Origin of the sequence: Achromobacter sp., assembly GCF_050285565.1 — a bacterium.
Classification (GTDB): domain Bacteria; phylum Pseudomonadota; class Gammaproteobacteria; order Burkholderiales; family Burkholderiaceae_B; genus Achromobacter.
Window position 1 is genome coordinate 446,515 of the sequence record NZ_JBLZXG010000004.1, and the last position, 12,569, is coordinate 459,083.

Genomic DNA, 12,569 nt, shown 5'->3' on the forward strand with positions numbered 1-12,569 from the left:
ACCGCCGCCAGCCTGGCCCGGCGCGGCCCCTGTCTCGAGGCCGCGCCCTGTGCTACTCTGGCTGCCGGCCGTGCATGTTTACCCCTTTGCAGCGGCCGGCGATGGCAATGTCCGAGGTCACCCCCTTGGGCAGTGTCTTGGAAAGAAGAATGCGCATGACACGATCAAGCGTGGAGACAATTCATGAGCCAATACGGGCCGCTGAAGTTGCACGTCCCCGAGCCTACCGGGCGTCCGGGTTGCAAGACCGACTTTTCCTACCTGCGCCTGTCGCCGCCCGGCGAGGTGCCCAAACCCCCCATTGATGTCGCCGCGATCGATACCGGCAGCCTGGCCTACAGCCTGGTGCGGGTCATCGACGACGACGGCCGCGCGGTCGGCCCGTGGGCGCCGCAGATCAGCGACGAGCTGCTGCGCCGGGGCATGCGCACCATGCTCAAGACGCGCATCTTCGATGGCCGCATGCTGACCGCCCAGCGCAAGAAGAAGATCTCCTTCTACATGCAGAGCCTGGGCGAAGAGGCCATCGGCTCGGCCCACGCGCTGGCGCTGGAGCAGGGCGACATGTGCTTTCCGACGTACCGCCAGCAGAGCATCCTGCTGGCGCGCGACGTGTCGCTGGTGACCATGATGTGCCAGCTCATGTCCAACGAGCGCGACCCGCTCAAGGGCCGCCAGTTGCCGGTGATGTATTCCGACCGCGAGAACGGCTTTTTCAGCATCTCGGGCAACCTGGCCACGCAGTTCATCCAGGCCGTGGGCTGGGGCATGGCCTCGGCCATCAAGGGCGACACGCGCATCGCGTCGGGCTGGATCGGCGACGGCGCCACCGCCGAAGCGGACTTTCACACTGCGCTGACCTTCGCCCACGTGTACCGCGCGCCGGTGATCCTGAACGTGGTCAACAACCAGTGGGCCATCTCGACCTTCCAGGCCATCGCCGGGGGCGAGGGCGCCACCTTCGCCGGCCGCGGCGTGGGCTGCGGCATCGCCTCGCTGCGGGTGGACGGCAATGATTTCCTGGCGGTGTATTCCGCCTCGCGCTGGGCCGCCGAGCGCGCCCGCCGCAACCTCGGCCCCACCCTGATCGAATGGGTGACCTACCGCGCGGGCCCGCACTCCACCTCCGACGACCCCTCCAAGTACCGCCCCGGCGACGACTGGAGCCACTTCCCGCTGGGCGACCCGATCGAGCGCTTCAAGAAGCACCTGATCCAGCGCGGCCTCTGGTCCGAGGCCGAGCACGACGCGGCGCGCGCCGAGCTCGACGCCGAGATCCAGGCGGCGCAGAAGGAAGCGGAAAGCTACGGCACCCTGGTGGACGGCCACGTCCCCAGCGCCGCCAGCATCTTTGAAGACGTCTACAAGGACATGCCGGAGCATCTGCGCCGGCAACGTCAGCAGCTCGGAGTGTGAGTCATGGCTATCGATAACAATGGGGGTCCGGCGTCCGCGCCGATGACCATGATCCAGGCTTTGCGCTCGGCCATGGATGTGATGCTGGAGCGTGACGGCAACGTGGTGGTGTTCGGCCAGGACGTGGGCTATTTCGGCGGCGTGTTCCGCTGCACCGAGGGCCTGCAGGCCAAGTACGGCAGCTCGCGCGTGTTCGACACGCCGATCTCCGAGGGCGGCATCGTCGGCGTGGCGGTGGGCATGGGCGCCTACGGCCTGCGGCCGGTGTGCGAGATCCAGTTCGCCGATTATTTCTATCCGGCCTCCGACCAGATCGTGTCGGAGGCGGCGCGCCTGCGCTATCGCTCGGTGGGCGAGTTCATCGCCCCCATGACCATCCGCATGCCCTGCGGCGGCGGCATCTACGGCGGCCAGACGCACAGCCAGAGCCCCGAGGCGATGTTCACCCAGGTCTGCGGGCTGCGCACGGTGATGCCGTCCAACCCGTACGACGCCAAGGGGCTGCTGATCGCGTCCATCGAGAACGACGATCCGGTCATCTTCCTGGAGCCCAAGCGGCTGTACAACGGGCCGTTCGACGGCCACCACGACCGTCCCGTGACGCCGTGGACCGGCCGCCCGGGCAGCGTGGTGCCGACCGGCTACTACACCGTGCCGCTGGACACCGCCGCCATCGTGCGGCCCGGCAACGCGCTGACGGTGCTGACCTACGGCACCACGGTGCACGTGTCGCTGACCGCGGCCGAGGAAACCGGCATCGACGCCGAGGTCATCGACCTGCGCAGCCTGTGGCCGCTGGACCTGGAAGCCATTGTCAACTCGGTCAAGAAGACCGGCCGCTGCGTGGTGGTGCACGAAGCCACGCGCACCTGCGGCTTTGGCGCGGAGCTGATCGCGCTGGTGCAGGAACACTGTTTTCATCACCTCGAAGCGCCCGTCGAGCGCGTGACCGGCTGGGACACTCCCTATCCGCACGCGCAGGAATGGGCCTACTTCCCCGGCCCGCGCCGGGTCGGCGAAGCGTTCAAACGCGCGATGGAGGTGTGAGATGGGGATTCATGTCATCAAGATGCCCGACATCGGCGAAGGCATCGCCGAGGTCGAACTGGTGGGCTGGCACGTCAAGGTGGGCGACACCGTCGCCGAGGACCAGCCGCTGGCCGACGTCATGACCGACAAGGCCACGGTCGAGATCCCGTCGCCCGTGGTCGGCCGCGTGGTCGCGCTGGGCGGCGAAGTCGGCCAGGTCATGGCGGTGGGCGGCGAACTGATCCGCCTGGAAGTCGAGGGCGAGGGCAATGTGAAGGGCGACGCGGCGGCGCAGCCGCCGCAGGCCGCTGCCGCGCCCGCGGCAAGCGCGCCGGCCGCCGCATCGGCGCCAGCCCAGGCCGGCAAGGCTCCGGCTGGCGGCGTTGCGGGCCAGATCGCCGCATCGCTGCAATCGTCCGCCGCCGCGCCGCAAGCGCCATCCGCGCAGCCGGGCCGTCCCGCCGCCACGCGCCAGGCCGCCGCCGCCACGCGCCAGCCGGGCGAGAAGCCGCTGGCTTCGCCGGCCGTGCGCAAGCGCGCCTGGGATCTTGGGATCGAACTGCGCTTCGTGCACGGCAGCGGCCCGGCCGGCCGCGTCCTGCACGAGGACCTGGACGCCTACCTGCAAGGGCAGGGCGCGGCCACCCCCGCGCGCGGCCCGGCCTACGCCGAGCGCAACGACGAAGAGCAGGTGCCGGTAATCGGCCTGCGCCGCAAGATCGCGCAGAAGATGGCCGAGTCCAAGCGCCGCATTCCGCATTTCAGCTACGTGGAGGAAATCGATGTCACCGACCTCGAAGACCTGCGCGTCAGCCTGAACGCGAAGTTCGGCGAATCGCGCGGCAAGCTGACGCTGCTGCCGCTCTTGGCGCGCGCCATGGTGATCGCGTTGCGTGACTTCCCGCAGATCAACGCCCGCTATGACGACGAGGCCGGCCAGGTGACGCGCTATGGCGCGGTGCACATCGGCATCGCCACGCAGAGCGACGCCGGCCTGATGGTGCCGGTGATGCGCCACGCCGAGACCCGCGACCTGTGGTCGATGGCGGCCGAGATCGGCCGGCTGGCGCAGGCGGTGCGGTCCGGCAGCGCCGGGCGCGATGAATTGTCCGGCTCGACCATCACCATCACCAGCCTGGGGCCGCTGGGCGGCATCGTCACGACGCCGGTCATCAACCATCCCGAGGTCGGCATCGTCGGCGTGAACCGCATCGTCGAGCGGCCCGCCTTCCGCAATGGCGCCGTGGTGGCGCGCAAACTGATGAACCTGTCGTCCTCGTTCGACCACCGCGTGGTCGACGGCATGGACGCGGCCCGCTTCATCCAGGCCGTGCGCGCGCTGCTGGAACAACCCGCGCTGCTTTTCGTGGAGTAAGCATGAGCCAGACTACCAAGACGACAACCCTGCTGGTGATCGGCGGCGGGCCTGGCGGCTATGTGGCCGCGATCCGCGCCGGGCAACTGGGCGTGCCCACCCTCCTGGTCGAAGGCGACCGGCTGGGCGGCACCTGCCTGAACATCGGCTGCATTCCGTCCAAGGCGCTGATCCACGCGGCCGAGGAATTCGACAAGGCGCGCCATTACGCCGGCCAGTCGGCGCTGGGCATCTCGGTGTCGGCGCCCGCCATCGACATCGGCCGCACGGTGGCCTGGAAGGACGGCATCGTCGGCAAGCTGACCGGCGGTGTGGGCGCGCTGCTCAAGAAGAACGGCGTGCAGGTGGTGCAGGGCTGGGCCAGACTGCTGGACGGCAAGACCGTCGAGGTCGAGAGCGCCGACGGCGCCCGCCTGCGCATCCAGTGCGAGCACCTGCTGCTGGCGGCCGGCTCCGAGCCGACGCCGTTGCCGTCGGTGCCGTTCGGCGGCATGGTGGTGTCCTCGACCGAGGCGCTGTCGCCCATCGACATTCCGAAGAAGCTGGTGGTGGTGGGTGGCGGCTACATCGGCCTGGAACTGGGCACGGTGTACCGCAAGCTGGGCGCCGAGGTGGCCCTGGTCGAGGCGCAGGATCGCATCCTGCCGACCTACGACGCCGAACTGACCAAGCCGGTGGCGGCCGCGCTGGCCCGGCTGGGCGTCGCGCTGCACCTGGGCCGCAAGGTGCTGGGGCTCAATGGCGCCGGCACGGCGGTGCGGATCCAGGACGCCAGCGGCGCCGAGACCGCGCTGCCCGCCGACCGGGTGCTGATCGCCGTCGGCCGGCGTCCGCGCACGCAAGGCTGGGGCCTGGAAAACCTGCAACTGGACCGCAAGGGCAACGCGCTGCGCATCGACGACCAATGCCGCACCTCCATGCGCGACGTCTGGGCCATTGGCGACATCGCCGGCGAGCCGATGCTGGCGCACCGCGCCATGGCGCAGGGCGAGATGGTGGCCGAGCTGGTGGCCGGCAAGCGCCGCCACTTCCAGCCGGCCGCGATTCCGGCGGTGTGCTTCACCGACCCCGAAGTGGTGGTGGCCGGGCTGTCGCCGGCCGAGGCCGAGGCGGCCGGGCTGGACTGCCTGGCGGCGTCGTTCCCGTTCGCCGCCAACGGCCGCGCCATGACGCTGGAATCCACCGACGGTTTCGTGCGGGTGGTGGCGCGCCGCGACAACCACCTGATCGTGGGCTGGCAGGCGGTGGGCCGGGGCGTGTCGGAACTGTCGACGGCCTTCGGCCAGTCGCTCGAAATGGGCGCGACGCTGGAGGACGTGGCGGGCACGATTCATGCCCACCCGACCCTGGGCGAGGCGGTGCAGGAAGCCGCGCTCAAGGCGCTGGGGCACGCGCTGCACGTCTGAGCCGGGACGGCGAATCCAAGGCCGCGGTGGGCGGGCGTCTTGCCCGCCGCCGCGGTTTTTTCCTGTGCGCCCGCTAGCGGCGCGCGTCGATGTAGGGCCGCGCCTGCAGGATGATGATCTGGTCGCCGACCACCGCCCATTCGATGTCCTGGTCGACCTTGCCCAGGCGCTGCTTGACCTGCCGGCCCACGGCGGCCAGGCGCGCGACCAGCGCGTCGTTCAGCACCTGGCGCGCATCCGGCGCGATCGGCACTTCGCGCAAGCCGCCGCTGGCGTCCACCACCAATTGCGTGTCCTCGGCCGAGCGGCTCAGCACCTGCACCGCCTTGGACCAGCTCGAATACATCACCTGCTCGGCCTGGCGCTTGCCTTCCACCACCTTGATGCCCAGGCCGCGCTTGGCCGAGATGTAGGTCACGTAACGGCGGCTGGCGTCGAACGGGTCGCGCGTGATCATGACGCCGGAACTGTCGGATGGCGCCGCCAGCTGCACCAGCACGGCCATCACCACCGCGTCTTGGGGGATGCCGGCCGCGCGCCGCGCCTCGTAGGCGTCGAAGTTGTAGACCGAGGCCCACACCGTCTGCACCGCCTTGGCCAGCGCTTCGGGCTGCGTGACGTTGGGTACCGTGGTGTACAGCCCGGCGCCGCTGAAGCCGGGCAGGTCCTCGGAATTGGAAGAACTGCGCACGAACACGCCCGCGCCCTTCAGGCGCGATTGCCACAGCGCGCGCCAGGATTCGGCCTGTGCCGGGTCGACGGCGGCCTGCATGATGTCCTGGCGCAGGGCGGCCAGTTCCTTGCGGCGCACCTCGGCATCGGCGATGAAGTCGGGGCGCTGCTCCAGCGCGGCCAGGCGCTGGGCCACATTCAACCGCCGCATGAAGGCGGCGTACTGCGCGAACGGGATGCAGAAGCCGTCGGGCACGCTGGCGGCCGGCGGCAGGGCGGAGCGCAGCGCGCCCAGGTTGGCGGCCTTGACGCCGCAATGGCGGCTGTCGCGCACGGCCAGGGCATCCAGCGGCTTGAGCGCCTGCACGCTCAGGTCGGGCTTGGGCAGTTGCGCGCGCGGCTTGGGTGGTGTCGCCGGCGGTTGGGCGGCGGGCTTGTCGCCGGGCCGCACCTGGTAGTCGTTGCCGCTGACGGTCAAGGTGACCCATTGGCCGTCGTACTGGCGCAGCGCCGTGGTGGCGTCGCGCACGTAGGCGTTGGGGATGCCCCAGCCCTTGGCCAGCAGGTTGACGTGCGACAGCAGCGTGGACGGGCGCTGCGTGATCAGGCCGGCCACGGGCGGGATGGCGATCGGCACTTCGTCCAGCACCACGATGTCGTCGCGCTTGAGGTCGGGCGTGGCTTCGACCGAGGCGACGATGCGCAGCCGGCCCCGCGCGCTGCCGGGGTTCAGCGGCAGGAAGGCCTGTTCGCGCAGCAGCGCCTCCTGCGTCACGAAGCGCAGGCCGGCCGTGGTGGCGGCCTGTTCGTGCAGGGTCGAGTTGGTCTTGAAGCGGATCGGGGCATGGAAGCTCTTGGCGACCACCTCGTCGGCCAGCTTCAGCAGCTCGGGCGTGAGGCGGTCGCCCTCCCAGAATTCGTAGGTGTAGCCCGGCAGGTCGCGCTGCCAGCTCAGGGTGCCGAACAGCAGGCGGCGGTTGGGATCCTTGTACTGCGCGGTCAGCGCCGCCTTGTCCTTGCCGGGCAGCAGGCGCCGCTCGCGCGCGAAGGTCTCGTGCAGCCCGTAGCGCGGCGTGTCCAGGTAATAGATGCGGTTGCCGCGCTGGCGGTCGATCACGAACAGCACGTGCGGGATTTCCAGCGGCGTGCCGGCGTTGTAGACCCGCGCCAACTGGCCGAAGGCGGCGTCGCTTTCCACTCGGGCCATGAAGGCGGGGCCACCACGGCGCGCATCTTCGGCCTGGCGCGCCGCGATTTCCTCCGGGCTCAGCGGCCGGGGGGCCTTGAAGGGCTCGATGACGTTGTTTTCGTACGGCGACGGCTTGCGCGCCGTCTGCGCCAGGGCGGCGGGATGGGCGGCAAGCGCCAGCAGGCAGGCGGCCGTCAGGATGGCCGGACAGGACAGGGGGGAAGGGAACCAGGACGCGCGCAGGGCTGGCATGGGGGAGGGGGCGAGTGGAAAGCGCCCATCATAGCCATGAAAAAAGGCCCCGGAAAAATCCGGGGCCGCCTGTTTTGCTGCCAGGGAATCGCCGGCGTGTTACGCCGCCGTTTCCTGCAGCACGCGGCGGGCTTCCTCGGCCACGCGCTCGGGGGCGGTGCCGCCCACGTGCTTGCGCGCGGCAACCGAGCCCTCCAGCGTCAGCACCTGGTGCACGTCGTCGCCGATGGTCGGGTGGTAGGCCTTGAGCTCATCGAGCGACAGGTCTGCCAGGTCGCAGCCGCGCTGTTCGCAGTCGCGCACGGCGTGGGCCACCACTTCGTGGGCGTCGCGGAACGGCACGCCCCGCTTGACCAGGTAGTCGGCCAGGTCGGTGGCGGTGGCGAAGCCCTGCAGGGCGGCGGCGCGCATGTTGTCGGCCTTGACCTTGATGCCGCCGGCCATGTCCGCGAAGATGGTGAGCGTGTCGCGCAGCGTGTCCGCCGTGTCGAACAGGCCTTCCTTGTCTTCCTGGTTGTCCTTGTTGTAGGCCAGGGGCTGGCCCTTCATCAGGGTCAGCAGGGCGACCAGGTTGCCGTTGACGCGGCCGGTCTTGCCACGCGCCAGCTCGGGCACGTCGGGGTTCTTCTTCTGCGGCATGATCGAGCTGCCGGTGCAGAAGCGGTCGGCCAGGTCGATGAAGCCGACGCGCGGGCTCATCCACAGCACCAGTTCTTCGGACAGGCGCGAGACGTGCGTCATGATCAGCGCGCCGGCGGCGCAGAACTCGATGGCGAAGTCGCGGTCGGAGACGGCGTCGAGCGAGTTGCGGCAGACGCCGTCAAAGCCCAGGGTCTTGGCGACGCGTTCGCGGTCGATCGGGAACGAGGTGCCGGCCAGGGCGGCGGCGCCCAGCGGCAGGCGGTTGACGCGGCGGCGGCAGTCGGCCAGGCGCTCGGCGTCGCGGCCGAACATCTCGGCGTAGGCCAGCAGGTGGTGGCCGAAGGTGACGGGCTGGGCCACCTGCAGGTGGGTGAAGCCCGGCATGATGGTGGCGGCGTTGTCCAGCGCCACCGTGGCCAGGCCGTGGCGCAACTGGCGCAGCAGGTCGATCAGGGTGTCGATTTCACCGCGCAGCCACAGGCGGATGTCGGTGGCCACCTGGTCGTTGCGCGAACGGCCGGTGTGCAGGCGCTTGCCGGCATCGCCGACCAGCTCGACCAGGCGCTTTTCGATGTTCAGGTGCACGTCTTCGAGGTCGAGCAGCCACTGGAAGCTGCCGGCGTCGATTTCGGACAGGATCTGCGTCATGCCGCGCTGGATGTCGGCCAGGTCCTGGGCGCCGATGATGCCCTGGGCGGCCAGCATGTCCGCGTGCGCGAGCGAACCCTGGATGTCGTAGCGCGCCAGGCGCTTGTCGAAATCCACGGACGCCGTGTAGCGTTTGACGAGTTCGGAAACCGGTTCCGAGAACCGGGCGGACCAGGCCTGCGCCTTGTTGGCGAACTGGTTTTGATCGGGAGAGGGAGTGTTTGCCATGATGGCGGGGATTATAGGGCCTGCCCCGGGCGGCTGACGAATCGCGGCGAGCCCGGGGGCCGCGCTGTTGCCGCTGGAAACCTGCGCGGGCGCGAGTTGTCGGATAATTCAGGGTCATATCCCGCGGCCCCGGCAAGCCGGGCAACCCCGCCGCCCGCCGCACATCAGAAGAGAGCACACGACCTATGCCCATGGAATGGGAAGAACTGGCCACCGAACTCGATACCTATATGCCGCACCAGCCTTGGGCGCAGACGCTGGTCGGCATCGGCGTGCTGATCCTGACCGCCCTGTTCGTCCAGTGGGTGGTCGCGCGGGTGGTGTTGCTGCTGGCGCACCGGCTGCTGGTGGTCAGCGGCCACGAGGACTGGGACAAGGCGCTGCAACGCCGCCGCGCCTACCAGAACCTGTGGTACGCAGTGCCGTTCGCGGTGGTGTCGGTGGGCATCGAGCTGGTGCCGCACGTCGAGAAGGCCGCCACGCTGGTCGGGCGGCTGGCCCACGCCGGCGCCTGGATCTGCGTGTTCGTGGCGTTTTCCGGGGTGCTGAGCGCCTGGCAGGACACCTATTCGGCCACCACCCGGGCGCAGACGCGCTCGATCAAGGGCTATATCCAGATCAGCAAACTGATCCTGATGGCGGTGTGCACCGTGCTGGTGCTTTCCATTCTGATCGACCGCTCGCCGCTGTGGATGATCTCCGGCCTGGGCGCGCTGTCGGCGGTGTTGCTGCTGGTGTTCAAGGACACGCTGCTGTCGCTGGTGGCCAGCACCCAGCTCACCAGCAACGACATGCTGCGCATCGGCGACTGGATCGAGATGCCGCAGTCCAACGCCGACGGTTTCGTCAAGGACATCGCCCTGCACACGGTCAAGGTGCAGAACTGGGACAACACCGTCACCACGGTGCCGACCTACAAGCTGTTCTCGGAAAGCTACCGCAACTACCGCCACATGTTCGAGTCGGGCGGCCGGCGCATCAAGCGCACCCTGCGCATCGACGCCAGCAGCGTGCGCTTTTTGACCGATGACGAGGCCCAGCAGTTGATGCGCTTCCGGCTGCTGCACGACTACCTGCGGGTCAAGACCCAGGACATCGCCCAGGCCAACCAGACCATGGGCGAACTGGCCAGCGTGCCGGCCAACCGCCGCCGCCTGACCAACATCGGCACCTTCCGCGCTTACGGCCTGGCCTACCTGAAGCAGAACCCCGAGGTGCGCCAGGACATGGCGATGATGGTGCGCATGATGGAGCCCACCGCCGACGGCATCCCGGTCGAGGTCTATTGCTTCACCGCCGTCACCGCCTGGGTCGAGTACGAGCGCATCCAGGGCGACATCTTCGACCATCTGCTGGCGATCCTGCCGGAACTGGGCCTGCGGCTGTACCAGCAGCCGTCCGGCGCGGATATCGGCGCCATGGGCAGCTACCTGCGCGAGGGCGCCATCCAGGCCGCGCTGGCCGCGCAAGGCGGCCATCAGCGGCCCGATCCAGAGCGCCTGGCGCCGCCGTCCGGCCCATGACGCCGTGAGATAATGGCCGGGTTGGATGTCCCGGCCTGAAACAGGCCCGTTCCGTGCAGTTCCGTATCAAGGCGCCCCAGGCGATGGATCCGATGTCGAACCCGTTCTTCAACCTGTATTCCCACGGCTTCGCCCGGGTCGCCGTGGGCGTGCCCGAATGCCGGGTCGCCGATCCGGCCTTCAACGCCGCCCAGACCATCGCGCTGGCGCAGCAGGCGGCCCAGGGCGGCGCCGTGCTGGTGGCGTTCCCCGAGCTGGGCCTGTCGGCCTACACCTGCGACGACCTGTTCCACCAGCAGGCCCTGCTGGACGCCTGCGAGGCGGCGCTGGGCGAGGTGGCGCGGGCCACGGCCGAGCTGGACATCGCCGTCATCGTCGGCGCGCCGCTGCGGGTGGCGCACCAACTGTACAACTGCGCCGTGGTCATCGCCGGCGGCCGCATCCTGGGCGTGGTGCCCAAGAGCTACCTGCCCAACTACGGCGAGTTCTACGAAGCGCGCCAGTTCAGCGCCGCCGATTGCGCGCTGGCCACCGAGATCCGCCTGTTGGACCAGACCGTGCCGTTTGGCGCCGAGCTGCTGTTCCAGATGGAAAAGCTGCCGCTGTTCCAGTTCCACGTCGAGATCTGCGAAGACGTCTGGGTGCCGATCCCGCCGTCCTCGTTCGCGGCGCTGGCCGGCGCCACGGTGCTGGTGAACCTGTCGGCCTCGAACATCGTGGTCGGCAAGTCGGCCTACCGCCATCAGTTGGTGGCGCAGCAGTCGGCGCGCTGCCTGGCGGCCTACATGTATACCTCGGCCGGCCGCGGCGAATCGTCCACCGACCTGGCCTGGGACGGCCAGGCGCTGATCTACGAAAACGGCGAGCTGCTGGGCGAGTCCGAGCGTTTCCTGAACGCATCGCACCTGCTGTTTGCCGACGTCGACCTGGAGCGCCTGTCGCGCGAGCGCATGCACCAGACCACCTTTGGCCAGTCGGCGCGGCGCCATCGCGACGAAGTGCGCAAGTTCCGCCTGGTGCCGGTGCCGGTCGCGGCGCCGCTGGAAGACGCCGAGTTGCCGCTGGAGCGGCGCGTGCCGCGCTTCCCCTACGTGCCGGCCGACGCCCGGCGCCGCGACGCGCGCTGCCAGGAGGTCTACAACATCCAGGTGCAGGCGCTGGCGCAGCGGCTGTCGGCCAGCGGCATGTCCAAGGTGGTCATTGGCATTTCGGGCGGGCTGGATTCGACCCACGCGTTGCTGGTCTGCGCGCAGGCCATGGATACGCTGGGGCTGCCGCGCGCCAACATCCTGGCCGTGACGATGCCGGGCTTTGCCACCAGCACGCGCACGCTGCAGCAGGCGCGCCAGTTGATGGCGGTGGTGGGCTGCACGGCGTCCGAGGTCGACATCCGGCCCAGTTGCCTGCAGATGCTCAAGGATCTCGGCCATCCTTATGCCGCCGGCCAGCCGGTGTACGACATCACCTTCGAGAACGTGCAGGCCGGCGAGCGCACCAACCATCTGTTCCGCATCGCCAATTTCAACAACGCCATCGTCATCGGCACGGGCGACCTGAGCGAGCTGGCGCTGGGCTGGTGCACCTATGGCGTGGGCGATCACATGTCGCACTACAGCGTCAACGCCAGCGTGCCCAAGACGTTGATCACGCACCTGGTGCGCTGGGTGGCCGAGTCCGGCCGCCTGGGCGAAGCCGGCGCGGCGGTGTTGCTGGACGTGCTGGGCACGGACGTCAGCCCGGAACTGGTGCCGGGGGGCGACGATGGCAAGCCGACGCAGAAAAGCGAAGACACCATCGGCCCCTACGAACTGCAGGACTTCAACCTGTACTACACGCTGCGCTACGGCTTCGCGCCGACCAAGGTGGCGTTCCTGGCGCTGGCGGCCTGGCGCGACCGCGACGCCGGCGCCTGGCCGGAGGGCGGCCACGTGGCGCGCAATCAGTACGACCTGGCGGCCATCAAGCGCAACCTGAAGATCTTCCTGGATCGCTTTTTCCGCCTCAGCCAGTTCAAGCGCACCTGCGTGCCGAACGCGCCCAAGGTGGGCTCGGGCGGCTCGCTGTCGCCGCGCGGCGACTGGCGCGCGCCCAGCGATTCCGAATCGGTGGTGTGGCTGCGCGATGCCGACCGCATTCCGGACCAGGCGCCGCCGGCCTGACCGCGCCTGCGGGTTTTCCCGGCACGCGCG

At 69.4% G+C, this 12,569-nt stretch carries 8 protein-coding genes; 6 read left to right on the plus strand and 2 right to left on the minus strand.

The genetic code is table 11. From position 1 onward, the window contains the following. Positions 1–183: 183 nt before the first annotated feature. Genes ACN6O8_RS10815 through lpdA form a run of 4 tightly spaced genes read left to right on the plus strand, consistent with a single transcriptional unit; the run spans position 184 to position 5,226 of the window. Positions 184–1,416 (plus strand): 3-methyl-2-oxobutanoate dehydrogenase (2-methylpropanoyl-transferring) subunit alpha, encoded by a 1,233-nt coding sequence (locus tag ACN6O8_RS10815; protein WP_427991051.1) that lies wholly within the window; start codon positions 184–186, stop codon positions 1,414–1,416. Between the two features lie 3 nt (positions 1,417–1,419). Next, positions 1,420–2,463: an alpha-ketoacid dehydrogenase subunit beta gene (locus ACN6O8_RS10820; RefSeq protein ID WP_427991052.1), complete on the plus strand. Its 1,044-nt coding sequence runs from the start codon at positions 1,420–1,422 to the stop codon at positions 2,461–2,463. Position 2,464: 1 nt separating this feature from the next. Next, entirely contained in the window at positions 2,465–3,820 is a 1,356-nt protein-coding gene (locus ACN6O8_RS10825; RefSeq protein ID WP_427991053.1) for a dihydrolipoamide acetyltransferase family protein, read from the plus strand. Between the two features lie 2 nt (positions 3,821–3,822). Beyond that, on the plus strand, positions 3,823–5,226 hold the full coding sequence (gene lpdA / locus ACN6O8_RS10830) for a dihydrolipoyl dehydrogenase (protein ID WP_427991054.1): 1,404 nt from the start codon (positions 3,823–3,825) through the stop codon (positions 5,224–5,226). Positions 5,227–5,299: 73 nt separating this feature from the next. On the opposite strand, the gene ACN6O8_RS10835 is transcribed toward lpdA, so the two are convergent. Then, complete coding sequence (locus ACN6O8_RS10835) at positions 5,300–7,339, minus strand: PEP/pyruvate-binding domain-containing protein (protein WP_427991055.1); 2,040 nt, start codon at positions 7,337–7,339, stop codon at positions 5,300–5,302. Positions 7,340–7,438: 99 nt separating this feature from the next. After that, positions 7,439–8,857 carry an argininosuccinate lyase gene (gene argH / locus ACN6O8_RS10840; RefSeq protein WP_427991056.1) on the minus strand — a complete coding sequence of 473 codons (1,419 nt, stop codon included), beginning with the start codon at positions 8,855–8,857 and terminating at the stop codon, positions 7,439–7,441. A gap of 191 nt (positions 8,858–9,048) precedes the next feature. Between argH and ACN6O8_RS10845 the strand changes: the two genes are divergently transcribed. Continuing rightward, complete coding sequence (locus ACN6O8_RS10845; protein ID WP_427991057.1) at positions 9,049–10,380, plus strand: mechanosensitive ion channel family protein; 1,332 nt, start codon at positions 9,049–9,051, stop codon at positions 10,378–10,380. A gap of 92 nt (positions 10,381–10,472) precedes the next feature. Then, positions 10,473–12,539: an NAD(+) synthase gene (locus ACN6O8_RS10850; RefSeq protein WP_427991145.1), complete on the plus strand. Its 2,067-nt coding sequence runs from the start codon at positions 10,473–10,475 to the stop codon at positions 12,537–12,539. The last annotated feature ends 30 nt before the right edge of the window (positions 12,540–12,569 follow it).

Excerpts from the sequence above, each read along its gene's own strand:
- ACN6O8_RS10850 (WP_427991145.1), top strand. The coding sequence starts at position 10,473 with ATGTCGAACCCGTTCTTCAACCTGTATTCCCACGGCTTCGCCCGGGTC.
- ACN6O8_RS10835 (WP_427991055.1), bottom strand. The coding sequence starts at position 7,339 with ATGCCAGCCCTGCGCGCGTCCTGGTTCCCTTCCCCCCTGTCCTGTCCG.
- ACN6O8_RS10820 (WP_427991052.1), top strand. The coding sequence starts at position 1,420 with ATGGCTATCGATAACAATGGGGGTCCGGCGTCCGCGCCGATGACCATG.
- argH (WP_427991056.1), bottom strand. The coding sequence starts at position 8,857 with ATGGCAAACACTCCCTCTCCCGATCAAAACCAGTTCGCCAACAAGGCG.
- ACN6O8_RS10815 (WP_427991051.1), top strand. The coding sequence starts at position 184 with ATGAGCCAATACGGGCCGCTGAAGTTGCACGTCCCCGAGCCTACCGGG.
- ACN6O8_RS10845 (WP_427991057.1), top strand. The coding sequence starts at position 9,049 with ATGGAATGGGAAGAACTGGCCACCGAACTCGATACCTATATGCCGCAC.
- ACN6O8_RS10825 (WP_427991053.1), top strand. The coding sequence starts at position 2,465 with ATGGGGATTCATGTCATCAAGATGCCCGACATCGGCGAAGGCATCGCC.
- lpdA (WP_427991054.1), top strand. The coding sequence starts at position 3,823 with ATGAGCCAGACTACCAAGACGACAACCCTGCTGGTGATCGGCGGCGGG.